We start from the raw sequence: 25,259 nt of genomic DNA, 5'->3' as shown, positions 1-25,259 counted from the left end.
CCGACCGACGTCACTTTTAACCTCACCGGTATTAGCAAGGTGATAAGAAACAGCCTTATTTCATTCACCGGGGTGACGGTCAGACGATTTTTATGGCGGCAATCGGTAGCACACCATTCGAACGCGGCGATGAAGCAGAAGGCTTTCTCATCGCGACGTCTGCAACTGATAAAGGACTGGTCGATATTCACGACCGCCGACCACTGGTTTTGTCGCCGGAAGCTGCACGCGAATGGATGCGTCAGGATGTAGGAGGGAAAGAAGCGGAAGAGATAGCTGTCGATGGAGCAGTGCCAGCAGACAAGTTTATCTGGCACGCCGTTACGCGCGCCGTGGGAGTTGAAAAACAAAAACAAATTTGCCCTTCTACGTCCGTAATGAACTACTAGCGGATATGCCTTGCCTCGTTCATGTGCATAGCCATCCGCTTAAACTCAGCTGATGCTGTTGTCGAAATAATATGTCTTAGACTTTGCCTAGCAGAATATTCAACATGCGACGTAATGGTTCCGCCGCCCCCCATAACAGCTGATCGCCAACCGTCAGAACCGAGTAAATAGGATCATTGTTTAGTGACATTTTCTTGTAACGGCCAACTCCAACCTGCAACGAACCGCTAATATAAGCTGGGGTCAATCTACTGACACTTTCAACTTTGTTGTTTGGCACAAATCTAACCCAAGGGTGGGAATGCTTCACTAACTCTGCAAATTCTTCTTCGCTAACTTCACGCTTGAGCTTCAGGGTGATGGCAGCACTATGGCACCGAATCACGCCGACACGAATACACAAACCGTTTACCGGAATTGTACCAGGAGAAAGCCCCAGAATTTTGTTTGTTTCTGCCTCACCTTTCCACTCTTCGCGGCTATTCCCATCTCCTAAATCGCTATCAATCCATGGAATGATGCTCCCCATTAGAGGTGCGCCGAAATTCTGAATGGGCATGTCAGCACTGTTAATAAGCTCACTAACTTTATTGACTAAAGGAAGCACCGATCCTGATGGCTTTAGTTCATCTGAGCACAAATGCTTGCTGATATATGCACTTTGAGAGATTAATTCCCGAACATACTGAGCCCCTGCACCTGATGCAGATTGATAGGTCATCACGCTCATCCATTCGATCAAATCAGCTTTTATCAGTCCAGCAAGCCCCATTAGACTCAGAGTGATGGAACAATTGCCCCCAACAAAAAGTTTAATCCCTTCATTTACCGCACGATCAATATTGGGGCGATTGACGGGATCGAGAATAATGCATGCTTTCTCATCCATCCGTAATGCTGAGGCCGCATCAATCCAGTAACCTTTCCAGCCATGATCAATTAAAGCCGGATATATTGCTTTGGTATAATCACCACCCTGACAGGTAATGATGATATCCATTTCGGACAGAGCATTTATGGAATTTGCATCTTTAAGCGTGTAGCTTACGCCTCCAATAACAGGACCGGCGGCACCTGCACTTGAAGTGCTGTAAAAATGCGCAGAGATATCATCGAAGTCGTTCTCTTCGACCATGCGCTGTAACAAAACAGAACCTACCATTCCTCGCCAACCAACAATGCCAACCTGCTTCATTTGTTCTACCTTAATGACGTTATGAGAATGTTAATTTATTTTCGAGACATGTTATATCTCATCTCAAAATGAAGGTCATTACGAACTGCATCAGATTTATTCATTATTAAAATGTTTCATTGGTCATCAGCGATTTTTATAGCTAAACCTTAAAAAAAAGTCACATCACTATGATAGTAAAGAAATAATGCAGGGCAGGCGCTTCATGCATAAGTAATTAAGTTTAGAGTTCACGCCAATGACGAGGATACGTTTCCTTTAGATGTCCACCTGTTGCACAAAGAGGACCAGGACATCGGGAATACTCAACGGGGAGCAGGTCAGCGCCTGCATATATACCACGTATACCAGGTCCAGAAGGTGTTGTTGCGGATGCAATGTTAGGGATAGTAATTGAACCAGCAGCTAGAGATATAGCTCCATCAGGAACTTTCTTCATGCGATCAATGATTAACTCAATTTTCATTTTTCCCTCCGCAATGAATAACTGTATGCATATACAATTATTCATAAACATATCTCACTGATTTTAAAAAGCTTTATGAGCTCGCAATTCAAAACACCATGATGATGAAAACTGCAGACAAACTACACACAGCTTCATACCGTGGACATAATGAAGGCCTAAGATTCTTGAGGAATGGAGAACGGGGCAAAAATGAGAATGATTTGTGGCTCTGCTGCGGGAGGGGCAATCTACCCACAGCAGAAATGGATTGTTTTAACCTTCCCTGTTCACGCACAGAGCGAACGGCGACTGTAAGTTTCCTAGCAACCAGCCGTTATTGGAAGGCTCAACTCTCAACTGGCGAACCGTTCCATCGGGGACATAAAAGAAACTGCTTTTAAAGCTCTCTTCATCTGCCGTATCGCGTGGATTTTTAAGGTATCGTGTATCCATGATGGTAATCTCGCCTGGCCTGTTCATCTCATAGCTGAACAATACTGTTCTTGAAATAATTTTAGACCCTTTATCAGAATGTATATTTCCAGACAAGACGGCTTGGCCATCATGGTTTTCGTCTAAACGAAAGACCAGGTCCAACGCCGCAACGAAATCAGGATCCTGATGGTTATAGCGCAGAATCGTTGAGCAGTTAACTTTTAGAAAATTTTGATTCTGCCGTTTGTGTACATAGAACCAAACAGATAACGCCAACACAACGAGTAGAAATAAAGCAATAAACCCTGTTTTTTTAGTGAGTGCGTTCATAACCATTCCAATAGTTATTCAGACATGAAATGTATTTATCGTTTCTTGACGTACATCGGCTGATGAAAGCTCGTCCCTTGTTGCCGTAAAGATATGACTCAGAAACCTGATACAAAAATGAGGTTCCGTCCAGACAGTCAATTCCATTGGCCTTTGCCAACGCGATGAACAAGTCTTTTTTTTGTTCAGAAAGCGATGCGGAGTTTCTTTGTACAGTGTATACAGGGCACGAGCCATAGTTAAAGAGAAAATAAGTCTTCAATTCTCTTACCTGAGTCAAATCTTTTGATGGAACCCTAAGCCCTAACGTAATCAAGATCCCGCTTATTAAAACGACTGCCAATACAAGAGCGATAGGTATTTTTCTATATTTAACTCGTACGGGCGGGCGTTCTTTTACTACTTGCGCATCATTTTTTTCATCTTCTAACCGAGACTCATCCTCAATAGTGGGTTGGGTCAGAACCCTTACCTCGACATCACTATTAAACATGAAACCAACGCGAGGCACAGTAGTAATACACTCCTCGACAATCCCAAACTGTACGAAATGCTTTCTAAGCTCCGAGATGTATTTGTTTAGCGTATGACTAGAAGAACGGAGACCATGAGCATCCCAGACGCTATCCAGAAGTTCATTTCGCGTCAGAACCTGACCATGCTTTTCCAGAAGACATGCAAGAAGCCTGTTCATTGTCAGGGTCAGAATGACAGTAGAGCCTTCGTCTCCGGATGGCCATATAGCACCATCTTCCGATCGATAGAAAACCCTATTATCAATCACGAAAACCATCTCTGACTCCTTATCCATGATGGTAATTGAATGGTTTCTCTCGTTTCTCCAACTTACGGAAACCCATCAGATTCTTCGTTTCATCCTAGCACAGCCAAGCGCGACAAAAGCTCTCGCAGTCTCATTGCTTGTAAACTCACCCATCATCAGCATATTGATTTGTATTTTAACAAATCCACAATACATCTATCTACTTGGCGTTTTTGGTTGATAGGATTATTCGCAGAAGTGAATGAGCAGGTACTTAATCATCAGGAGCCGTCTTCCGCCCTACCGCCATTCACAGACCGGGGAACGAAGAGACAGCTCGGGTAGCGAATCCAGTAGATAAGGAGCGATATTATGATAAGCACCAAAATGCTCATGAAGGCAGAAAGTTTCTTCATCAAAGCTCGTACATTGATTAGAGAAACAATCTTATCAGCGGAACTGACCGGTGCTGAATTTGTGCCTTATGTTCAGCCGGTGTACAAGGATGATGTGATTGTTGGTGGAGAGGTGTTACTGAGAGTTCTAAAAGATGGTGTTCTTCACACCCCAGAAAAATACCTTTCTGCCATGGAATCCTGTGATGTCATTAATGATGTCACATGTTCTCTGCTTTCGGGGGTTAAAAGCTTTTTTGAAGGATATGTCGGAGCTTTACCAAACGACTTCTATCTTTCTTTCAATATCTGTGCAAAGCAACTGAACGTACCAAAAGTAATTGAAGCGGTCACAGAATTTAATGAAACATTTGAAGGCCGTATAGCTGTAGTGTTGGAAATTGTTGAACGCGGGACCATGAACTTCGATGATTTTGCTCTTGAATCTATGCAACAATTGACCGCGTCAGGTGTGCGTTTTGCTATTGATGACTTTGGAAGTGGAAGCTCATGTCTCAAGTACATTGAGCATGCTGGGTTTTCCACAATAAAAATCGACAGATGTCTTACCGTCATCAGCAATGGTTCTCTGGTTTACTCAACAGTGCTTGATGCGATCTTAATGTTATCTAAGAGTCTCGGTATACAGCTTATTGCTGAAGGAGTTGAGACCGAAGAACAATATCAACTGCTTAAAGAGAAAGGTGTTCTCACTTGTCAGGGATATTTATTCTCTCGTCCAATATGCATTGAACACTTTGCCATTAAGTATCTTTAACAAAAAATGAGCATATGAAATATTCGAATTAGATTCTCATCAATAGGTTTCAGCCTTTAAATGCGACACAGAATTTTTACAAAGAACAACTATATCAAAATTGCATTCATTCACTTGCTAAGGGAAATCTTTCCTAAAACAGATGCTTGCATTGTTGACATTGACTCCTATACATCTCTTTCAGAACTACTGGATGAAATAGATGGTATCGAACTTAAAGACAACCAGTACATATATATATTAAAAGGAATTAATATTCATTCAAAAGTGTTAAGTCCATTAGCAACATTCGGGCGTGATGACAACTTTATTGACATTATACACTTGCTAAAAACTGGACAGCCTATTGACTGGTCAGATTTAAAGCAACACTTAATTATGATGTCGGAACTATCGGTACTATCCAGAAAAGATAAAGAAATCGCTTGGTTAGTAGCGCAACATCCAGATGTATCAAGCGTTGCGAAACTAGCCAATGTCAATAACAAAACAATTTACACTCGCATAGCGATCATAGCCAGAAAATTAAACTTGAGGCATTTGAATGAAGTAAGAGCGTTTGTTGCTAGCGAAATTAATTACTCATAGTGATTTTGTACTCACGAATTCACTATGCAAATAAAAGTCATTGCGAGCAGTATGTATCATTCATTGCCCGCAGTGCATTCCACCCTATTAATTCTGAATGCAGAATTAATATTTTTTGAAACTAAGGATATCTCTATGAAAAAGATTTTCTCTATAGCATCTATTGCTTCCATTGTTATGGTTTCTGCGTCCGCGTATGCAGCATCAGAAGGGCAACGTGGCACAGTAGAATTTACCGGTTCAATAAAAGAAAACACCTGCGTACTCAATAGTTCATCCGTCGGACAAGTGGTTCCTCTGGGAGAGGTTGAGTCCAGCGTGTTGTCAACGCAGGGGTCTGTATCACAAGCAAAAAAATTCTCAATCAAACTAGATCAATGCAATCTAGCTAGCGCCTCAATCACCTTCAGTGGAATTCCTGAAAAGGATGACGTACTTCGGGTCACGGGTACCGGCACAGTGGCTGACGGAGTAGGGATTCAGATTTTAGATATAGATAACAATGCCACTCCGTTAAAAATAGACGGTTCATCTCCATCGGCACTTAAAACAGTCGGCGCAGGTGGTTTTGATGAATTCTATTTAGCTGCTCGATACATCGCGTTTAGCAATAACATAACAGCCGGTGAAGCAAACGGCACTGTTAGTTTTACAGTGAAATACGAGTAATCAAATCGCCCCCGGCCATACTAAAACCGGGGGTGGTTAACTATTAGTACTATCCACCTGGAGAAAGTGATGTTTTATAATTTATTTCGCAATGCACTGCAGGGTTTATTCTTAAGCGCAACAATTCTTATTCCTCAACTCGCTTTAGCAGAGGGGATTGTCCTGGGCGGAACACGACTTGTATATTCCTTGGAAGCCAAACAAACAACGTTGTCTGTTCGTAATTCGTCCAAAGAAACAAGCTATCTTGTTCAGTCCTGGGCGGAGAATGCTCATGGTAACAAATCCACTGACTTTATTATTACGCCTCCGCTATATGTAAGTAACCCTGGCGATCAGAATATGCTACGTGTAATTTTCAATGGTCCTTCCCTGCCACAAGACAGAGAAACGTTGTACTACTTCAACGCTAAGGCAATTCCGTCAGTTGACAAATCAAAGATGGAAGGGAAAAACACACTTATGCTCGCAGCTGTTACTCGCATCAAAATGTTTGTACGTCCCTCTGGTCTCGAGGTTCCAGTTGAAAAGGCACCATCGATGCTGACCTTTAAACGCAGCGGGAACCAGGTGCAAATCAGCAATCCTTCTCCCTATCACATAACTATGGTTCAGGTCGCACTGGATGGTCGCAAGGTTGCTGACACGATGGTGGCACCATTTAGTACTGAATCCCTGTCGGCATCAGGAAGTCCTCGTACGCTTACCTTCAGCACAATAAATGACTACGGTGCGGTTTCTGCTCAGCAAAAGCAAAATCTGTAAGGTGCTTAGCGCATTTGTTCATCTAATGGGTCTGCCTCTGGTTAATATTATGAAGAAGTCTACTTTATCGATAGCCCTGACAGGTTTATTTATTCAAGCCGGTTTCGCCGCTAGTGCCTCAGGGCTCTATTTCCCACCAGAATTTTTGGGGGCGGATGCTGATGCTGCTGCCGATCTGAGTATTTTCCAGGCTTCTGGCTCGCAGCAGCCTGGAGAATATCTGGTTGAGGTCTTTTTGAATGACAAAAGCCTGGGTCAACAAACTTTAACGTTTAAAAAACGAGAAGAACAAACTGAACAGCAGCGCAGTAGAGATAATACAGGGCTCTCAGTATGCCTAACACGGGAAATGCTGGCTTCATTGGGGGTGAAAGTCGCTCTTTTTCCGAAGCTCAATTCTCTTGAAGAGGCAGAATGTGTAACGCCGGAGAAAGTCATACCGGATGCATTTACTCGCTTTGATTTCACTACAATGCAGCTTTTTATTAGCATCCCGCAGGCTTCACTACATAACCAAGCGCGCGGATATATTGACCCTTCACTCTGGGATGAAGGCATTAATGCCGCTTTACTAAATTATAACTTCAGTGGCGGCAATACCTTTGCTGGCAAATCGGACAGTGATAATTACTTCCTTAATCTGAATAGCGGCCTCAATCTTGGAGCCTGGCGACTGCGTGATTTTCGAACCTGGAGTTACTACAGCAACAAATACCAAACCCAGCATTCATGGCAACGCTTAAAGACTTATGTCGAACGTTCTGTCATCCCCCTGCGAAGCAATCTGGTGATTGGTGAGAGTTCGACATCGAATCAGATTTTTGACTCACTGGGTTTCAAAGGCATCAGTCTGTCGACAAATGACAACATGTATCCGGACACTATGAGGGGATTCGCCCCGGTGATCCGCGGCGTAGCTGAAAGCAACGCGCAGGTACTGGTTCGCCAGAATGGTTATAGCATTTACCAGACTAACGTTTCTCCTGGCGCATTCGAGATAACTGATCTCTACCCCATGTATAGCAGTGGCGATCTGGAAGTGAGTGTAAAAGAAGCCAGCGGTAATACACACGTGTTTACTGTGCCCTATTCATCTGTTCCGTTACTACAGCGTGAAGGCAGGATGACATACAGCATGACTGCAGGCCGCTTTACGGGTAATAGCGACCGTTACGACGATCCTACTTTTGGTGAGGCAACTCTCTTATGGGGACTTCCACACAATGTAACCCTATATGGTGGCGCACAATATTCAGATAAATACCTGGCGGAGCAACTGGGGCTGGGCATCAACATGGGTGCAATCGGAGCATTATCTGCAGACGTAACGCATGCGGAAAGTACTCTGGCAGATGGTTCGAGCCACAAAGGGCAATCGGTCAGATTCCTCTATGCGCATTCATTTAATCCTACTGGTACGAATCTCCGTTTAACAGGATATCGATATTCGACGAAGGGATTCCATACTCTTGATGAAACAGCGCTGAAAACCATGAGTGGGCGCTTATACGATCACGATGAGTATGATGAATATGGTAACCGTGTTAAGGACTACTACTCCGACTACTACAATCTGTACAACACCAAACGAGCTAGATTGGAAGCGAATATCTCGCAGAGTCTTGGTACTGCGGGTTCTCTTTACATCACCGGTGTTAAGCAGACCTACTGGAATTCCAGAAGCTCTAATACATCGTTACAAAGTGGCTATAGCAGTACCTTGGGGCCTGTTAACTACTCGCTTTCTTACAGCTTTAATAAGCAGAAGAATGAAGGAAATCCGTCCTGGACGGATAAGGTTTTTAACCTTTCACTGTCGGTCCCATTAGACCAGCTATTTTCATGGAAAAAGGAATCACGATCTGTCCACGCTACGTTTTATGGCAGCCGGGATAATCACGGCAATCTGAGTCAGCAAGCAGGACTAAGCGGTACTGCCTTGGAAGGCAATAACCTTAACTGGAATGTTTCACAAGGATATAGTCACAGCGGGAATGGTGGCAGCCGCGGCGGTACCGGAAACGCAGGATTAAATCATCGCGGCGGTTATGGCAACTCGTCACTAGGATACAGCTACAGCGATGATTACCAGCGAGTGAACTACGGCTTGAGTGGTGCCCTTATAGCGCACCGAAATGGTCTGACTCAGGGACAGCAAGTGATGGAAAGTGCAGTGCTAATTGCTGCACCGGGTGCCAGCGGTGCAGACGTTAAAGGTGCAACTGGTGTCACAACTGACTGGCGCGGATATGCCATCAAGCCTTATGCCACTGCCTATCGTGAAAATAGCATTTCTTTGGATACCAGTACGCTCGATGACAAAACAGAAATTGACAGCGGTGTAGCTCGTGTTGTGCCGACTAAAGGCGCAATTGTTCGAGCAAGTTTTGATGTTCAGCGTGGTCACCGCGCCATCATGAACATTACTCGCAACGGTAAACCACTTCCATTTGGTGCCATGGTAAGCAGCGATAAGGTAAGTGGAATCGTAGGAGACGGTGGACAAGTATATTTGTCTGGTCTTCAGAATGAAGGCTCCTTAAAAGCAAAATGGGGTGAACAGCAGCATCAACAATGCGTGATTACCTACCGTATCAGTGAAAAAGATCAGGTTGCCACTATTGCCCAAATCAAAGCAGCCTGCCTTTGATAAAACTGCGAACAAGGAAATAAATATGAAGCTTAATAACGCGCTGCAAAGAGTTATTTTCGGTCTGACTGCTATTGGAATGCCCGTTCTGAATTCACATTTATATGCAGCCAACATAACATCTACGCAATTAACTATTACTGGATTTCTTGAGGCGAAGACCTGTTCTTTTAATGAAACTGCACTTACGGTCGACCTGCCGGAAGTGGATACTCGCTCTTTAAACAACAGTAATACTATACAAGGAAAAACTGAATTCCCATTATCAATGAATTGTAGCGGTGGTGTTACATCCATCAACATCATTCCTTCTGGTACGGCCGTAACTAATGGCGACAATACACTTTTCCTGAATACAGCCTCAGCAAGAAATGTGGGCCTTAGGCTTTTGGATAATAACGGAAATGTACTAATGCCGAATGGTCAAAAGAAGGTAACCATTAACTATGAACAAACCAATGGCACATATAAATTCTCAGCAGGATATGCTGCAACAGGTTCAGGACGTGTAAGTGGAGGCTCGTTTCAGGCGTTAGTTACATTTTCGATAGATTATAGCTAAAAACTCAAAATGTCCTTACTATCTTTTTCAAAAAGCAATAGACATACATAACCGATCGTTAAGGAAAATTAAATGAAAAAAATACTCTTAGCATTGATTCTTTTTACTACCGCGACTGAAGCTGGGGTTTTACAATGTGAGCAACTAAAAGCCTGGTCTATGGTTGAGGGCTACATTTTACCTGATGGTCAATCATCAAGCCTTTTGGTGGGTATAACCCCTAGCGGGATCGCATTAGGGTCTCCAAAATTCAAAAATTATCACATAACGCTTGACTTTCCAAATTCATTAACAAGCACGGCGTTAGCTGGAAATTATATTCGCATACACCATTCTTTTTCAGATGGGGATGCCTATTCTTACTCCACCACGCCTATTCCTGCAGGTGTTAATACTTTTAGTGTTACCATTCCATGCAATGAAACCGTAAAAGGCAAGTGTGATATAAAAAACTCAACTACCAATATTGTGCTAACATCAGAATACTATTCATCCAAGGATGCAAAAATCGACACAAGCATTACAATGCCTTCAGCACAGAATATAATTAATGTATCTGCGCTCATTACATCAAATAACATACAAATATCGGATATGACACTGACTGCCACAAGAACACTTTCAGCAACAAGCTGGATTGAAGATTCTATCACTATACCTAACACGATTAATCTAGGGCCATTATCCCTTGGGCAAAATAACAATATCGATGCAACGATAACCTATACAAAAAACACAAGCAACATACCTATCCAAATACAAAGACGTTCTATTACAGAATCGACAAACCTGACTGTAAATGATGAGATAGTCAATACAGCCACGCTGTTCACACCACCGCTCATATTTGGATTAAACTTATTACCATCATCACAGCCAGGTGAAAAATCAGCCACAGTTGGCTTGTCGTGGACATGCCCCTAATAGTATTCAAATATTATCGCTCAAAGTCATATCTCTCAGCCCTCATTCGCTCATACTTTGCTTCTAGTAACTCCGCAGGGGTTGGCCCCTTCGGAGCTGCTGGTGCCGCCAATGCTCGACGAACAGGCGGAATCTGCTTCCCGGCCAGCACCCGCTTTTCCCACACATCCAGAATGTCGCTGGCTTCGCGCTCTAGTTCTTTGTGGCTCAACTGGCCTTCAGTTCCGCGGCGCCGCAGTTCAAGGCACATGTGGTAGTAAACCGGCTTAGGCCACGGATACTGTTCACTGCTCGGGTACCGGAACACCAGCTTGCGCCACTTCCAGTATTCAGCCATCACGTCAGCAGTGGTGATCCCCAGCACGCATTGCCCTTCCCTGCACCAATTGATGAACTGGCCTGGCGAAGGCAGTAACGGGCGCTCTTGGCGACGTACCATGCGCATACCGGCCTCAACCTGATCCATGGTGTTTATCCCGTTTTCTTTGAACGCCAGCACCCACTGCCGGCGGCTCTCGTTCACATCCTCCTGGCTGCGATTAACCAAGCTTGCAGGGAACGCGGCGGCCAGTTGCACAAACAGCCCGTTGATAATCTGCACCACCTGCTGCGTTTGTTCGCGTTCGGTGTACTTCTCTGGCAAGTTATGCGCCACGCGGCGAGCCTGTTCCCGGTCAAAATTGCGAATGCTCTCGGCAAGGTTTTTCATTCCAGCACCCCATCAATCCAGTCGGTGTTGTGCAGGTCAATGCCGCCCCGGTAAGGTTTTGCCGTTCCGGTTGCACGCAGCCGTTTGGTAGTGAGCTGATCCCACTGTTTGCGCAGACTTGAGGGGCTCAGGATGTTGTCTTTCCAGAATTCGTCCCGGTTGGCCCACTGGAACAGATCACAGATTTCGTAGTGATTACGCTTGTCCTGGACACGCATCAGCCTGATGGTGTTTGCCCATTCAGCCCAGTTTGGTTCGGATACCGCTCTCGCTACGCTGCGAGATGTTGAATATTACACTGGCGCAGGTGATCAAGCGATGCAGGGATCGGGGCGTAAGTCCCTGGCTTCTCCATCACGTGACCTCAAGCCGTAATGTGAAAGCAGGCGAACAGGTTGGCGAGAACAGCCTTAGCGTCTCCTTCAAACTCGCGATCGATAGTACTGGCAATTCCGTAGAGGATGGGAAAACAATGCCGACTTTTCACGAGCAGCGTTCTCTATCGGAGCGTCTGTATGAGGGGCAAGGCATCAATACCCAGCAGCTACCGGGTCACTCATCAGACAGGATGACAGCGCAGTATCATAACGATCGCGGTCTCGAATGGGCGAAAGTGAAGGTGTAGCTACGTGAATAATTGGACCGTATCCCCCTGTTAATTTCGCAGAATTTAAGCATTGATTTTGAGGAGGAGTTTTGGGGAAGAAAAAATCGGGCAAAAACCGGGCACCGCGCCCGGTTCTGCTTCCAGCCTGAAAAAGCCCTTACGAACTCAACCCGCGGTTATCCAGCATCGGTTCGATCTTCGGATCGTGGCCGCGCCAGTTCCTGTAAAGTTCAGCTAAATCAGTACTATTGCCGCGCGACAAAATCGCCTCGCGGAATTTCTGTCCATTTTCGCGAGTCAAACCACCCTGCTCGACAAACCACTGATAGCCATCGTCGGCCAGCATCTGCGTCCAGAGATAGGCGTAATAGCCCGCCGCGTAGCCGCCGCCGAAGATATGGGCAAAGTAACTGCTGCGATAGCGCGGCGGCACGGCGGGCAGATCCAGCCCCTCTTTTTTCAACGCTGCCGCTTCAAAATCTTCTACGCTCGAAACGGCTTCACCGATGCCGTGCCAGTTCATATCCAGCAGCGCGGCCCCCAGCAGTTCCGTCATGTCATAGCCCTTGTTGAAATGCGTCGCGTTGAGCATGCTTTCCCGCAGCGCGTCCGGCATCGGTTCGCCGGTTTCGTAATGGCGGGCGTAGTGGGTAAATACCTGCGGATGGCTGGCCCAGTGCTCGTTGATTTGCGACGGGAATTCAACGAAGTCACGCGGGGTATTGGTACCGGACAGCGTGGCGAAACGCTGGCTGGCAAACAGTCCGTGCAGCGTATGACCAAACTCGTGGAAGAGGGTTATCACGTCGTCCCAGGAAAGAAGCGCAACGCCGCCGTTAGCCGGCTTTTGGTAGTTACAGACGTTGTAGATCACCGGACGGGCAGCAAACTCGAAGGATTGCTCGACGAAATTCCCCATCCACGCCCCGCCCTGCTTGGAATCGCGCGCAAAGAAGTCGCCGTAAAACAGCGCCATACCTTCACCCGTGTGGTCGAAAATCTCCCATACGCGGACGTCCGGGTGATAAACCGGAATATCGAAGCGCTCGACAAAGCGGATGCCAAACAGCTGGCTTGCCGCCCAAAATACGCCATCCTGCAGCACGGTGTTGAGCGCGAAATAGGGCCGGATTTGAGACTCATCGAGGGCATATTTTGCCTGGCGCACGCGCTCCGCGTAAAAAGCCCAGTCCCAGGCCTGCACGGTGAAACCATCCTGCTCGTCATTAATGACCTTCTGAATATCGGCCTGCTCGCGTTCCGCACGCGCACGGGCGGCTGGCACTATGCCGCGCATAAAGGCCAGCGCGGCATCGGGCGTTTTCGCCATCTGGTCGGCAGTGCTCCAGCTGGCGTAATCGTCAAATCCGAGCAGCCGGGCCTGCCGCGCGCGCAGCGCCGTCAGACGGAGGATCAGCTCGCGAGTGTCGTTTTCATTCCCTTTCTGGGTACGCGTCCAGCCTGCGTTGAACAGGTTTTCGCGCGTCTGACGATTACGCAGCGCCGATAGCGCGGGCTGCTGGGTGGTGTTCAGAAGCGGGATCACCCAGCGATCGTTTAGCCCCTTCTCCGCAGCAGCCTGCGCGGCAGTCGCGATCTCATCTGCGCTAAGCCCCTCAAGCTGATGCGCATAATCCACTACCAGCCCACCCACCTTATTGGCAGCCAGCAGACGCTGATTAAATTGACTGGTCAGGGAAGCCGCCTCGGTATTCAGCGCCTTCAGCTCGGCCTTTTCCGTTTCATTCAGACGCGCACCGGCCAGAATAAACCGCTGGAATGTCTCCTCGACCAGCCGACGAGATTCAGCGTCCAGTGCAGCACGATCCTGCCAGACGCTCTCCACGCGGGCGAAAAGGGTATCATTCAGCCAGATATCGTTCGCCAGCGCGGCAAGTTCGGTAGAGAACTGCTCCTCCAGCTCCTGCAGGTACGCATTGGTGTGTGCGGAGGCCATGGCAAAGAATACGCTGTTTACGCGGGAAAGCATGGCGCCGCTTTTCTCCAGCGCCAGCACGGTGTTGGTGAAGTCTGGCGCAGCGGCCTGAGCGACAATGGCAGCAATATCCGCCCGCTTCTGGCGAAGCGCTTCATCGAAGGCCGGGCGATAGTGGCTATCGTTAATCTCATCAAAACGCGGCGCCTGATAAGGCAACAGGCTAATGTCAAAAAAAGGGTTATTGGCCGACATCTTTCACTCCTGAGAACGGTATATCTCCCCAGAGTAGGACAGGCAGCCCTGGCCTGCAATGGCGTCATACAAATGTTGCCTTAACGGCGCGCCTGAGAGCGTGCTATGTTAATACAACACAAAAAGCGTTGAGGAACAGTGAGATGATTATTTTAGTTACCGGGGCGACAGCGGGTTTTGGTGAAAGCATCACGCGTCGCTTCGTCGCCAACGGACACAAGGTGATTGCGACCGGTCGCCGTCAGGAGCGCCTGCAGGAGCTGAGAGAGGCGTTAGGTGACAGCATCCTGACCGCGCAGCTGGACGTGCGTAACCGCGCGGCTATTGAAGAGATGATTGCTAATCTGCCAGCAGAATGGCGCGCCATCGACGTGCTGGTTAACAATGCCGGTCTGGCGCTGGGCATGGAGCCCGCCCACAAAGCCAGCGTTGAAGACTGGGAAAACATGATCGACACCAACAACAAAGGGCTGGTGTATATGACCCGCGCCGTGCTGCCGGGTATGGTCGAGCGCAACCGCGGTCACATCATCAACATCGGCTCGACTGCCGGGAGCTGGCCTTACGCGGGCGGCAACGTCTATGGCGCAACGAAAGCGTTTGTGCGTCAGTTCAGCCTTAACCTGCGCACCGACCTGCACGGCACCGCCATTCGCGTCACCGATATCGAGCCAGGCCTGGTGGGTGGGACCGAGTTCTCGAACGTGCGTTTTAAAGGCGATGACGCGAAAGCGGACAAAACCTACGAAAACGCCAATGCCCTGACGCCAGAAGACATTACTGAAACAGTCTGGTGGGTGGCGACGCTGCCAAAACACGTCAACATCAACACCGTTGAGATGATGCCAGTCAGCCAGAGCTTTGCCGGACTTAGCGTCCATAGAGGCTAATTACGCCCTTCCCGGCCTGCGGGCCGGGTATGTGATGGCAGGCAAAAGAATGGTAGTATGTTCAGGTTAACTCTCTGAGAAATCGCAACCCATGGCCGCTGAATCACAACTCAATCCTACCCAGCCCGTTAACCAGCAAATCTATCGTATTTTACGACGCGATATCGTCCACTGCCTGATCCCGCCGGGAACGCCGCTCTCTGAAAAAGAGGTCTCGGTGCGTTTTGACGTGTCCCGTCAGCCGGTGCGTGAGGCGTTTATCAAACTTGCTGAAAATGGCCTGATTCAGATCCGCCCCCAGCGCGGCAGCTATGTAAATAAGATTTCCCTTTCGCAAGTCCGTAATGGCTGTTTCGTCCGCCAGGCCATTGAATGCGCAGTGGCACGTCGCGCCGCATCGCTTATCGATGACAACCAGTGTTACCTGCTGGAGCAAAACCTGCATCAGCAACGTATTGCAATAGACCGTAAGCAGCTCAACGACTTCTTCCAGCTTGATGATGAATTCCACCAGAAACTGGCGCAAATTGCAGATTGCCAACTGGCGTGGGATACCATCGAAAACATCAAAGCCACCATCGACCGCGTGCGCTACATGAGCCTTGACCATGTTTCCCCACCGGAAATGCTGCTCCGCCAACACCATGATATTTTCAGCGCGCTGGAAAAACGCAACGCGGACGGCGTGGAAAATGCGATGACGCTGCATCTGCAGGAAATTAGCGAATCAGTCCAGCTAATCCGCCAGGAAAATAGCGAGTGGTTTAGCGAAGAGTAATATTCGCCGCCACCTTTCGGGTGCGGCGATGTGATTAACGAACGACTAATACCGGAATCGTGGCGTAGCGCAGAATAGATTCCGCGTTTGACCCCAGCAGATGGGTGGTGATGCTCGGGTTTTTCGACCCGATGACAATAACGTCATACTCCCCTTCTTTGCTGAGCTTGATAATTTCATCACGCACGTTGCCAAAGCATACTTTGCAGTGAATATCATTCGGCGAAATATCGAAGAGCCGCTTTAACGCCGTCATTTTTTTCTCAGACTCCGCGGTCATATACTCTTCAAACTTCTTTATGTCCGCGTTGAATCCGCGCAGCAGCGAGCGGCTGCTGTTAGGCAGAATGTTGACCAGGGTAATCGACGCGCCTTCGGCTTTTGCCAGATTGGCCGCGTGGCGTACCGCTTTATCGCTCAAGTCCATTTCAAACACGTCTACAGGCATCAATATTTTCTTGTACATAAGCCTGACTCCTTATTCCGATGAGAGGATTATTTCCTGACTCAAGAGTGCCATTGGCAATATAAACAAACCCTCAACGCTTGCAGGGTGAAATTATCCATTAAGGAAAATAATTGTCGGCTTTGTAAATTACCGTCCGGAACCGTCAGCGGGCTGCACTGAGGATAAAAAAAGTGTGACCTTGATCAAAAACAAATAATTTAGGCGGCGAGAGGCGTATTAATAATGCCCGTGAACGGCAGAAGGTAAAATAGCGCCGTAGCGAAGAGTAAGTGAGGAGAAAATACCATGATGACATACGACCGTAACCGTAACGCCATAACCACCGGCAGCCGGGTCATGATTAGCGGCACCGGCCGCACCGGCGTGATTAAAGCGATTCACAGCGAGGGGCTGGACGCCGCGCAGGTGCGCCGCAGCAAAACGGTTGAAGTGGAAGGAAGTGAAGGTAGGTACGAACCGATCGAACTGATTCGTCTGGGAATGCACTAAGCGTGCAGATTCATGCCGCCGCCAGCGGCGGCATGAAATAAATTACGGTTGTACCGCGTACTGCGCCACTGTGGCTTTCGCGCCTTTATCCAGCAGCGTCTGATAGGCCTCCATCACCGCATTCACAAACACGGCATCCTGCGGCAGTTCGTTTCCAAAAATGGCTTCAATGCCCAACAGCGCCTTAACGCGACTTTGCCCCTCTGCGCTTGCCTTTACTGCCGCCTGAATCACCGCCAGCTGCGGGTCGCTCACCTCAATGGCATTACCCTGCTCGTCCACACCGCCGACGTAACGCATCCAGCCGGCCACGCCCAGCGCCAGCAGCGGAAAAGGCTTCTGGTGCACCCGATGCCAGCGCACGGAGTCCAGCATACGCTGCGGGAGCTTCTGGCTGCCGTCCATCGCGATCTGCCAGGTGCGGTGACGCAGTGCCGGGTTGCTGTAGCGCGCAATCAGCAGGTCAGCATAATGGCCTAAATCAACGCCTTTCACTTTCAGCGTGGGAGCCTGCTCTTTTAGCATCAGCGCGTGCGCGGCTACACGGTAGTTTTCATCTTCCATGCAGTCGTTGATGTGCTGATACCCCGCCAGATAGCCGAGATAGGCCAGGAACGAGTGGCTGCCGTTGAGCATACGCAGCTTCATCTCTTCGAACGGGATGACATCTGCAACCAGCTCGGCACCTGCTTTTTCCCACTGCGGACGGCCAGCAACAAAGTTGTCTTCGATAACCCACTGGCGGAACGGCTCACAGGCCACGCCCGCCGGATCGCGTACGCCGGTCAACTGCTCGATTTTATCCAACGTATCGGCGGTGACTGCAGGCACAATGCGATCCACCATCGTTGACGGGAAGGTGACGTTGGCTTCTATCCAGTCCGCCAGTTCGCCGTCTACGGCGCGCGCGTAGGCGCAAGTTACGTTACGCATGACGTGACCATTCTCCGGCATGTTGTCGCAGGACATTACGCTGAAAGCAGGCAGACCCGCCGCTTTACGACGCGCCAGCGCTTCAACCACGACGCCAGGGGCAGATTTCGGCTGAAGCGGGTTTTCCAGGTCGGCGGCGATTAACGGATGATCGAGCATCAGTTGTCCGGTTGCCGGGGAGTGGCAGTAGCCTTTCTCGGTGATGGTCAGGGAGACAATGGCGACCTGAGGTTCACACATCGCCGCCAGCACGGTTTCCAGCCCATCAACCTGCGCGTGCAATGCTTTTTTGACCACGCCGACGACGCGCGAAGTCCATGCATCGGCAGACATCTCCGCGACGGTGTAGAGGTTATCCTGCGCATTGAGATCGGCAATTTGCTGTTCGCCACCAATCAGATTCACTTCGCAGTATCCCCAGTCGCTGCCGTGTTCAGCCGCAAGAATATCGGTATAAACTGCCTGATGCGCACGGTGAAATGCGCCAAACCCTAAATGAACAATGCGCGCTTTGAGGCTGCCGCGATCGTACTGAGGCAGCGTCGCTTTCGCCTGTAATAACCGGTTTTCCATGATTGAGACTCGTTAATTAATGAAAGCTGCGATCCGCTGCCGCTCTCCTTGCGAAGCGGCAGCGCCTGCTGACTACACCAACTAGAATGGCAGTTGGGGTAAAAAATAACTGCCATCAACCATACTGATACTTCAATTTCAGATATTGATTTATATTAACTTTTGTCCATGTGGTGTGACATGATCGAAAAGTTATGTGACAAGTCACTCAGGATATAAACCATTACCGTCGTGACGAGAGTGCGCCATAGCCAACTGATTCGCGCCGGGGCGCTTCCGCCGCATCTTCTGCCGCGCTCAAGTCACGGTCACGCACTTCCGGCATCAAGATTGCCGAGACCAGCCCAATCACCGAGTAAGCAATCAGCATGGCGACAATCGGCCACCAGGATCCGGTCATGTTGCAGAAGATCCCTGCCAGTACCGGACCAAAGCCCACCGCCACCAGCCCGCCCGCCTCTTTGGAGATAGCCATGCGGGTAAAGCGATTACGTGAGCCAAACATCTCTGCCATGGTGATGTTTTCCAGCGCAAACAGCCCCAGTACCGAAATGTTATGAATGACGATAATGGAGAGCATGATCGTCCCCGGCGCGTAGCTCTTATCGACGATAATCGACAGCATGGGGTAAGCCAAAAGAATGGCGGAGGTGTTAACGATGATGTACGGCAGCCGACGCCCTACCTTGTCAGACAGCCAGCCCAGTAGAGGAATGGTGATGAACCCGAGGACAGAGCTAATCATCAGTGCATCGGTGGGAATTGCCTTATCGAACAGCAGCGTCTGTACCAGATAGCCTGCCAGGAACGTCTGAATCAGACCCGAGTTACCCGCCTGCCCGAAGCGCAGCCCGGTTGCCAGCCAGAAGGATTTGCTTTTGAACATCGCACCCAGGGAGGTTTCCTGGGCAGCCACCGGCGCGACAGTTTCTGCGTCGTTCACTTTCTCAAAGACCGGGCTCTCTTTCAGATTCATTCGCAACCAGATGGCAAAGATCATCACCACGACGCTGGCGAGGAAGGGTACGCGCCAGCCCCAGGCGACAAGTTCTTCACGGTCGAGGGCAAAGAACATAACAGCCCAGATGGCCGTTGCGCTCAGCGTCCCGCAGTTGGTCCCCATCGCCACCAGCGAGGAGATAATGCCGCGTTTCCCCTTCGGGGCGTATTCCGCGAGCATCGTGCCAGCGCCAGATATCTCCGCGCCAGCGCCCAGCCCCTGAATAATGCGCAGCGTCACCAGCAGGACCGGCGCGAAAATCCCAATCTGTGCGTAGGTCGGCAGCACGCCAATCAGCGTGGTGCAGATCCCCATCATGGTGATGGTAATGAACAGCACCTTTTTACGGCCAATGCTGTCACCCATTCTGCCGAAGATGAAAGCCCCGACGATACGCGCGATATAGCCCGCGCCGTAGGTCCCCATCGCCAGAATCAGCGCCATCGCGGCAGACTGTTCCGGGAAGAAGATTTCGTGGAATACCAGGGCGGCGCCCAGCGAATAAAGCTGGAAATCCATAAACTCCAGCGCGGTGCCCAGCCAGCCGGAAACCGCGGCTTTCACCAGATCGGAGGTGGTTCTTTGAGGTTGTGCTTGCGTCATAATGGCTATCTCTAAAGGGTAAGATGCGTACCACATAGAGCCTGTCTGCGCAGGCTCTTAACCGTGTGTTTTATAATTGACCGAACGTGAGCAAGACTTTGCAGCACTGCCGCTGGTCTTTTTCAAACAGTTCGATGGCGTCTGTTACGTGGTGATAGTCAAAGGTATGGGTGATCAGTTTTTCCGGGTCGATCAGCCCCTTTTCCAGCCAGTCAATCACGACCGGGAATTTGTTGGCGTTGAGACGCGATGAGAAGATCGCCAGTTCTTTGCCGGTGATGCCCTGCTGCACAACCTGGCTCGGCTCGCTGGAGAAGCCCATCAGCACGATGCGCGCCGCCGGGGAGGCCAGGGTAATGGCTTCCTGTAAAATCGATGGATGACAGGCGGCATCAATGATTAACGTCGGTTTGATGACCCTTTCTTCCAGTACGGCCTGCAGCGACTGCTCGCCGTTGTTAAAGACCCAGTCCGCGCCGCTGCGCTGAGCCATTGCCAGCCGCTCATCAATGCGGTCGACGACGATAACCTGCTTCACCTTATAAACGCCCTTCAGCGCCTGCACGGTGACCAGCCCCATCGGGCCCGCGCCGTAAATCAGCGCAACATCCTGTTCGGTGGGTTTCGCCTGCCCCGTCACGTTGGCGGCAATGGTAAAGGGTTCAACCATGACGGCGTGTTTATCCGGGATCGCATCCGGGATGGGCCAGGCATTTTTAGCGGGCACAGCCGCATATTCGCTGAAGCCGCCGTCGCGGTGGACGCCCAGTACCACCAGTGAGGTGCAGACGTTCGGTTTCCCGACGGAACACGGGTAGCAGTGTCCGCAGCTGATCACCGGATCAACCGAGACGCGCTGACCCAGTCGCGCGCTGTCGACGCCCTCGCCCACGGCGTCAATCACGCCGAAGAACTCGTGGCCGATCACGCGCGGATATTTCGCAAACGGATTATGTCCACGGTAGATATGGCTGTCTGAACCGCAAATCCCTGCCAGCATGATTTTGACGCGGACTTCCCCTGCGCCTGGCTCCGGGCGTGGACGCTCTTCAATCACCAGCTGGTTCGGCTGTTGAATCACTACGCTTTTCATCGTTCGTTCCTCGGTTACCAGTTCCACAGCGTGCCGTCTTCAAGACGGGCCACCGGCAGATAGGCCGGGTCATAGGGGTATTTCGCGGCCAGTTTTTCATCAAACTCAATGCCCAGCCCCGGTTTGTCGCCCGGATGCATGTAGCCATTATCAAAGCGCCAGCTGTGGGGGAAGACGTCCAGCATCTGTTCGGAGTAGCCCATGTATTCCTGCACGCCGAAATTCGGCACCCACAGGTCGAAATGCAGCGCGGCGGCGTGACATATTGGCGACAGATCGGACGGTCCGTGCGAGCCGGTGCGCACCTGGTAGAGCGAGGCGAAGTCTGCAATGCGGCGCATCCCGGTGATCCCGCCCGCGTGAGTGATGGTGGTTCGGATATAGTCGATAAGCTGCTCTTCAATCAGCTGCTTGCAGTCCCAGATGCTGTTGAACACCTCACCCACCGCAATTGGCGTGACGGTATGCTGGCGGATCAGGCGGAAGCATTCCTGATTTTCCGCAGGCGTTGGGTCTTCCATCCAGAACATGCGGAACTCTTCAATGCTCTTGCCGAAGCGCGCCGCTTCGATTGGCGTCAGGCGATGGTGCATGTCGTGCAGGAGATGTTCGTTGAAACCGAATTGACTGCGTACCGCGTCGAACAGCTTTGGTGTGAAATCGAGGTATTTCTCAGTGGACCAGAGCTGCTCTTCTGGCCAGTCGCCTTTGGTGGCAGGTTCGTAGGCAAGGCCTTTCCCTTTGGACATGCCGTAAGTGGTTTTCATGCCCGGCACGCCGCACTGCACGCGGATCGCCTTAAAGCCCATCTCTTTATGACGGGCGTAATCTTCCAGCACGTCGTCAATGGTGTGCCCGGTGGTGTGGCAGTAGACCATTACCCCTTCACGGGATGCGCCGCCCAGCAGCTGATAGAGCGGCATGTTGGCCGCTTTCGCTTTGATATCCCAGAGCGCCATATCAACGGCGGAGATGGCCGACATGGTGACCGGGCCGCGACGCCAGTAAGCCCCTTTATAGAAAAACTGCCAGATGTCTTCGATGCGGTGGGCATCACGGCCAATCAGCTGGGGACACAGGTGATCTTTCAAATAGGACGCTACAGAGAGTTCGCGTCCGTTCAGGGTGGCGTCGCCAAGACCCAGGATCCCCTCATCAGTGGTGATTTTGAGGGTGACAAAGTTACGCCCTGGGCAGGTGACAAAGACTTCAGCCCCGACAATCTTCATAATCCATTTCCTTACATCGCATGTTGTGATGCAGGAAATTTACGCAATTACGCAACTACCATACAAGTATATTGATCATAATATCAGCGAGAGATCACAAAATCAGAGCGCTCAGGTGCGCCCCCATCCCGCCACGATGATCAGCATCCCGCAGAGCGCAACCAGGGCACCGGCCCAGTCATAGACGCTGAGTTTGACCCCATCCACGACGCGTAGCCACAGCAGCGCAGTACAGACATAGACACCGCCGTACGCGGCGTAGACACGTCCACTTGCGGCCGGATGCAGTGTTAACAGCCAGACGAACAGCGCCAGCGCAACAGCCGCGGGGATGAGCAGCAACACGGATGCCCCCTTCTTCAGCCAAAGCCAGGGCAAAAAGCAGCCGATGATTTCGCAGAGCGCGGTGGCAAAAAAAAGCAGCGTGGTTTTGAACATAATTCTCTTCTGGTGAGGATTGATTTAACCATCTTACCCGATGATAACCGCGGGTATGACGCTATCTCGCTTTGGTGTAGAATCTGAACAGGGTAACGTGATTATCTGCCCCCATTAAAAAGGAAACGCTATGACTACATTAAGCAAACGCCTTTGTCTGACCGCCGCGCTGGCGCTGTCAACGCTCGCTTTCACCGCGACGGCGACAGCCGAAACCAGCAAGCTGATTATTGAATCCGGCGATAGCGCACAAAGCCGTCAGAACGCGGCGATGGACAAAGAACAATGGAATGACACTCGCAGCCTTCGTCAGAAGGTCAACACGCGTGCCGAGAAAGAGTGGGACAAAGAAGATGTCGCTTTCGACGCGCGTGATAAGTGCCAGCAAAGCGCCAACGTCAACGCCTACTGGGAGCCAAACACCTTGCGCTGCCTGGATCGCCGCACTGGCCGCACGGTTGCACCCTGATGCCTGCACTGTATGACATTAAGCTTCGTCCGCTGGAGCGTGAAGATCTCCGTTTCGTACACCAGCTCGACAACAATGCCAGCGTGATGCGCTACTGGTTCGAAGAGCCTTACGAGGCCTTCGTCGAGCTGTCGGATCTTTACGATAAGCACATTCACGATCAGAGCGAACGCCGTTTTGTGGTGGAGTGTGAAGGTGAAAAAGCCGGTCTGGTCGAGCTGGTGGAGATCAACCACGTTCACCGCCGGGCGGAGTTTCAGATCATCATTTCGCCTGAGCACCAGGGGAAAGGTCTTGCCTCACGGGCGGCAAAGCTGGCGATGGATTACGGATTCAACGTCCTGAACCTCTACAAGCTTTATCTCATCGTGGATAAAGAGAACGAGAAAGCGATCCATATCTACCGCAAGCTGGGCTTTATGGTGGAAGGTGAACTGATTCATGAGTTTTTTATCAATGGCGAATACCGCAACACCATCCGCATGTGCATCTTCCAGCACCAGCACCTGGCCGGACACAAGCCGTCAGGCGCCACCCTGCTGAAACCTACCGCGCAATGAGAGTGACGCTCCCCCATTGAGCTCTCTTTCTTGCCGGGTGGCGCTGCGCTTACCCGGCCTACATGGTGCAAGAATATCAATATGTTGCACGCTTCATTGTCGGCCCGTGCAAGCGTAGCGCCGCTGGGCGAAACGCTCAAAATGCATGTTGTCAGCGCTCTGGCCGCTCAGTAGTAGTCGATGCTGTTCTGAATGGTGTACTTGCGCTCAACGGCGGGCTTAACGCTGTCATCGGTGATCGTCAGATCGCAACTCACCGGGTTATTATGTCTATCGTAGTCGCAGCTCTGCTTCACATTCCCGAGCGGCTTGTCATTCAACAAACTCACGGCCGAGAAGTCCATTCTTTTGCGCAGATCCTTCGACGGTGTCGACTGTACGGATAAGTGCTGGTCCCCAGAAACGGTGGTTTTGCCCAGCGGATAGCCATCCGCATCGTAGCGGTACTTCACTTCCATCTCTTTGCCGTGCGCCGCGACGACGAATCCATTATCGTCGGTCTCCCACGTCACCCCGGCTGAGGGTAATTCCGCCAACTGACATTTCCCCTGCAGCTTCACCTTCTGCTGTTGGGTTTCGGCATCCAGGTAGTAATTTGCATCCAGCACCAGTGCCACGCCGGTGTTGTTCTCAAGATCGTGCAGTTCCAGCGTATCAAAGCACCCTTCTGTCGACAGGGTACCGGTCACGCGCTTTGACACTTCGCCCTTGTCGTTAAACAGTGTCTGGGTAAAGTCTTTCACCGGACCGCGCAGCGGGTCGAAATCGAATTCATTAGAAAAGCTCGCCATCTCAGGCGTATACGACAGCGGCGCGGAGTTGTTGTCGCATCCCACCAGTGTTGCTGCCAGTAGCGTTATCGCTGCGTATTTCTTCACATTTATTACCGTTTCAGAGAGATTATTCCCAATCATATTAGCAAATACAGATGTTTACACGAACCCTGCTAAAATTAATCAATACACAGAGAAAGGAGCTACAGATGAAACGGTTACCCTGGATTACCGCCCTGCTGTTAATGAGTGCTTCAACGGCCGCGCTGGCGGCACCGGATTCCTGCGAGCGCGTGAAAAGCGACATTCAGCAGAAGATCGTCAACAACGGCGTGCCTGAGTCTGGCTTTACGCTGAACATCGTGCCAAACGATCAGGCAGATCAGCCGGATGCGCAGGTGGTTGGGCATTGCGCCAACGACACCTTTAAAATTTTATACACCCGCACAGGAAGTGGCGCTGCCTCTGGCAGCCAGGACAATGCACCGAGTGAACCTCAGTAACTTCCCGCTCAATGTCCATTGGTTTGATAAGGATTAACATTTAGTACCTCAAAATAAGTAA

The 25,259-nt window shown here is 50.2% G+C and carries 28 protein-coding genes and 1 pseudogene; 15 read left to right on the top strand and 14 right to left on the bottom strand.

The genetic code is table 11. The annotated features are described in order from the left end of the window. Positions 1-35: 35 nt before the first annotated feature. Positions 36-389, top strand: a pseudogene (locus tag ACOQH0_RS10495) (SOS response-associated peptidase family protein); the annotation flags it as partial. 76 nt (positions 390-465) lie between these two features. On the opposite strand, the gene asd reads toward ACOQH0_RS10495, so the two are convergent. From asd to ACOQH0_RS10475, 4 genes are all read right to left on the bottom strand, one after another. Further along, a complete protein-coding gene (gene asd / locus ACOQH0_RS10490; protein WP_421512196.1) occupies positions 466-1,584 on the bottom strand; it encodes an aspartate-semialdehyde dehydrogenase in 1,119 nt (372 codons plus the stop codon). 223 nt (positions 1,585-1,807) lie between these two features. Then, positions 1,808-2,050, bottom strand: coding sequence for a hypothetical protein (locus ACOQH0_RS10485; protein WP_421512195.1), 243 nt, complete (start codon positions 2,048-2,050; stop codon positions 1,808-1,810). Positions 2,051-2,305: 255 nt separating this feature from the next. Further along, on the bottom strand, positions 2,306-2,797 hold the full coding sequence (locus tag ACOQH0_RS10480; RefSeq protein ID WP_421512194.1) for a hypothetical protein: 492 nt from the start codon (positions 2,795-2,797) through the stop codon (positions 2,306-2,308). Continuing rightward, positions 2,781-3,590 (bottom strand): winged helix-turn-helix domain-containing protein, encoded by an 810-nt coding sequence (locus ACOQH0_RS10475; protein ID WP_421512193.1) that lies wholly within the window; start codon positions 3,588-3,590, stop codon positions 2,781-2,783. The genes ACOQH0_RS10480 and ACOQH0_RS10475 overlap by 17 nt, the downstream gene beginning before the upstream one ends. A gap of 342 nt (positions 3,591-3,932) precedes the next feature. Here ACOQH0_RS10475 and ACOQH0_RS10470 point away from each other — a divergent pair, with 342 nt between their 5' ends. The 7 genes from ACOQH0_RS10470 (at position 3,933) to ACOQH0_RS10440 (ending at position 10,891) form a co-directional block, all read left to right on the top strand. Beyond that, positions 3,933-4,733, top strand: a complete 801-nt coding sequence (locus tag ACOQH0_RS10470) for an EAL domain-containing protein (protein ID WP_421512192.1) — start codon at positions 3,933-3,935, stop codon at positions 4,731-4,733. A 60-nt stretch (positions 4,734-4,793) separates the two neighbouring features. After that, positions 4,794-5,321, top strand: a complete 528-nt coding sequence (locus ACOQH0_RS10465; protein ID WP_421512191.1) for a hypothetical protein — start codon at positions 4,794-4,796, stop codon at positions 5,319-5,321. Between the two features lie 24 nt (positions 5,322-5,345). Further along, positions 5,346-5,990 carry a fimbrial protein gene (locus ACOQH0_RS10460; RefSeq protein ID WP_421512190.1) on the top strand — a complete coding sequence of 215 codons (645 nt, stop codon included), beginning with the start codon at positions 5,346-5,348 and terminating at the stop codon, positions 5,988-5,990. A gap of 69 nt (positions 5,991-6,059) precedes the next feature. Then, a complete protein-coding gene (locus ACOQH0_RS10455) occupies positions 6,060-6,755 on the top strand; it encodes a fimbria/pilus periplasmic chaperone (RefSeq protein WP_421512189.1) in 696 nt (231 codons plus the stop codon). A gap of 49 nt (positions 6,756-6,804) precedes the next feature. Further along, positions 6,805-9,405, top strand: coding sequence for a fimbrial biogenesis usher protein (locus tag ACOQH0_RS10450; RefSeq protein WP_421512188.1), 2,601 nt, complete (start codon positions 6,805-6,807; stop codon positions 9,403-9,405). A gap of 25 nt (positions 9,406-9,430) precedes the next feature. Beyond that, positions 9,431-9,967 carry a fimbrial protein gene (locus ACOQH0_RS10445; protein WP_421512187.1) on the top strand — a complete coding sequence of 179 codons (537 nt, stop codon included), beginning with the start codon at positions 9,431-9,433 and terminating at the stop codon, positions 9,965-9,967. Between the two features lie 72 nt (positions 9,968-10,039). Next, positions 10,040-10,891, top strand: coding sequence for a hypothetical protein (locus ACOQH0_RS10440; protein WP_421512186.1), 852 nt, complete (start codon positions 10,040-10,042; stop codon positions 10,889-10,891). Between the two features lie 13 nt (positions 10,892-10,904). Here the strand turns inward: ACOQH0_RS10440 and ACOQH0_RS10435 are convergent, their stop codons facing one another. Beyond that, complete coding sequence (locus ACOQH0_RS10435) at positions 10,905-11,600, bottom strand: replication protein P (protein WP_421512185.1); 696 nt, start codon at positions 11,598-11,600, stop codon at positions 10,905-10,907. Then, entirely contained in the window at positions 11,597-11,818 is a 222-nt protein-coding gene (locus ACOQH0_RS10430) for a hypothetical protein (RefSeq protein WP_421512184.1), read from the bottom strand. The genes ACOQH0_RS10435 and ACOQH0_RS10430 overlap by 4 nt, the downstream gene beginning before the upstream one ends. 254 nt (positions 11,819-12,072) lie before the next feature. Here ACOQH0_RS10430 and ACOQH0_RS10425 point away from each other — a divergent pair, with 254 nt between their 5' ends. After that, positions 12,073-12,225, top strand: coding sequence for a hypothetical protein (locus ACOQH0_RS10425; protein WP_421512183.1), 153 nt, complete (start codon positions 12,073-12,075; stop codon positions 12,223-12,225). A gap of 139 nt (positions 12,226-12,364) precedes the next feature. Here the strand turns inward: ACOQH0_RS10425 and dcp are convergent, their stop codons facing one another. Then, positions 12,365-14,398: a peptidyl-dipeptidase Dcp gene (dcp, locus tag ACOQH0_RS10420; protein ID WP_421512182.1), complete on the bottom strand. Its 2,034-nt coding sequence runs from the start codon at positions 14,396-14,398 to the stop codon at positions 12,365-12,367. A gap of 143 nt (positions 14,399-14,541) precedes the next feature. On the opposite strand from dcp, the gene ydfG reads away from it, so the two are divergent. Both ydfG and ACOQH0_RS10410 read left to right on the top strand, forming a co-directional pair. Further along, on the top strand, positions 14,542-15,288 hold the full coding sequence (gene ydfG / locus ACOQH0_RS10415; protein ID WP_421512181.1) for a bifunctional NADP-dependent 3-hydroxy acid dehydrogenase/3-hydroxypropionate dehydrogenase YdfG: 747 nt from the start codon (positions 14,542-14,544) through the stop codon (positions 15,286-15,288). 91 nt (positions 15,289-15,379) lie between these two features. Then, positions 15,380-16,066: a GntR family transcriptional regulator gene (locus ACOQH0_RS10410; RefSeq protein ID WP_421512180.1), complete on the top strand. Its 687-nt coding sequence runs from the start codon at positions 15,380-15,382 to the stop codon at positions 16,064-16,066. Between the two features lie 34 nt (positions 16,067-16,100). Here ACOQH0_RS10410 and ACOQH0_RS10405 read toward each other — a convergent pair whose 3' ends face one another. Further along, on the bottom strand, positions 16,101-16,532 hold the full coding sequence (locus ACOQH0_RS10405) for a universal stress protein (RefSeq protein ID WP_010430681.1): 432 nt from the start codon (positions 16,530-16,532) through the stop codon (positions 16,101-16,103). A 288-nt stretch (positions 16,533-16,820) separates the two neighbouring features. Between ACOQH0_RS10405 and ydfZ the strand changes: the two genes are divergently transcribed. Further along, positions 16,821-17,024, top strand: a complete 204-nt coding sequence (ydfZ, locus tag ACOQH0_RS10400) for a putative selenium delivery protein YdfZ (RefSeq protein ID WP_010430680.1) — start codon at positions 16,821-16,823, stop codon at positions 17,022-17,024. A gap of 42 nt (positions 17,025-17,066) precedes the next feature. Here ydfZ and ACOQH0_RS10395 read toward each other — a convergent pair whose 3' ends face one another. The 5 genes from ACOQH0_RS10395 to ACOQH0_RS10375 all read right to left on the bottom strand — a co-directional run bounded on the left by ACOQH0_RS10395 (position 17,067) and on the right by ACOQH0_RS10375 (position 22,893). After that, a complete protein-coding gene (locus ACOQH0_RS10395; RefSeq protein WP_421512179.1) occupies positions 17,067-18,530 on the bottom strand; it encodes a mannitol dehydrogenase family protein in 1,464 nt (487 codons plus the stop codon). A 223-nt stretch (positions 18,531-18,753) separates the two neighbouring features. Beyond that, a complete protein-coding gene (locus tag ACOQH0_RS10390; protein ID WP_421512178.1) occupies positions 18,754-20,133 on the bottom strand; it encodes an MFS transporter in 1,380 nt (459 codons plus the stop codon). Positions 20,134-20,203: 70 nt separating this feature from the next. Then, a complete protein-coding gene (locus ACOQH0_RS10385; RefSeq protein WP_421512177.1) occupies positions 20,204-21,226 on the bottom strand; it encodes a Zn-dependent oxidoreductase in 1,023 nt (340 codons plus the stop codon). Between the two features lie 14 nt (positions 21,227-21,240). Further along, the gene (gene manD / locus ACOQH0_RS10380; RefSeq protein WP_421512176.1) at positions 21,241-22,455 is read right to left on the bottom strand and encodes a D-mannonate dehydratase ManD; all 1,215 of its coding nucleotides are present in this window, start codon (positions 22,453-22,455) and stop codon (positions 21,241-21,243) included. 111 nt (positions 22,456-22,566) lie between these two features. Continuing rightward, positions 22,567-22,893, bottom strand: coding sequence for a YnfA family protein (locus ACOQH0_RS10375; RefSeq protein WP_010430670.1), 327 nt, complete (start codon positions 22,891-22,893; stop codon positions 22,567-22,569). A gap of 130 nt (positions 22,894-23,023) precedes the next feature. Between ACOQH0_RS10375 and ACOQH0_RS10370 the strand changes: the two genes are divergently transcribed. Both ACOQH0_RS10370 and speG read left to right on the top strand, forming a co-directional pair. Then, positions 23,024-23,362, top strand: coding sequence for a DUF1283 family protein (locus ACOQH0_RS10370; RefSeq protein WP_042714686.1), 339 nt, complete (start codon positions 23,024-23,026; stop codon positions 23,360-23,362). Continuing rightward, positions 23,362-23,922 carry a spermidine N1-acetyltransferase gene (gene speG / locus ACOQH0_RS10365; RefSeq protein ID WP_411777022.1) on the top strand — a complete coding sequence of 187 codons (561 nt, stop codon included), beginning with the start codon at positions 23,362-23,364 and terminating at the stop codon, positions 23,920-23,922. Before ACOQH0_RS10370 ends, speG begins: the two co-directional genes overlap by 1 nt. Positions 23,923-24,089: 167 nt before the next feature. On the opposite strand, the gene ACOQH0_RS10360 is transcribed toward speG, so the two are convergent. Continuing rightward, complete coding sequence (locus tag ACOQH0_RS10360; RefSeq protein ID WP_100167084.1) at positions 24,090-24,800, bottom strand: YnfC family lipoprotein; 711 nt, start codon at positions 24,798-24,800, stop codon at positions 24,090-24,092. A gap of 104 nt (positions 24,801-24,904) precedes the next feature. On the opposite strand from ACOQH0_RS10360, the gene ACOQH0_RS10355 reads away from it, so the two are divergent. After that, positions 24,905-25,198, top strand: a complete 294-nt coding sequence (locus ACOQH0_RS10355) for a DUF1161 domain-containing protein (protein WP_100166774.1) — start codon at positions 24,905-24,907, stop codon at positions 25,196-25,198. Positions 25,199-25,259 lie beyond the last annotated feature (61 nt).

It is taken from the genome of Enterobacter sp. JS8-1, from assembly GCF_049187015.1.
In the GTDB taxonomy this organism is placed as follows: Bacteria; Pseudomonadota; Gammaproteobacteria; order Enterobacterales; family Enterobacteriaceae; genus Enterobacter; species Enterobacter mori.
The sequence above is the reverse complement of the archived record's forward strand: the minus strand, read 5'-3'. Positions and strand labels throughout refer to the sequence as shown.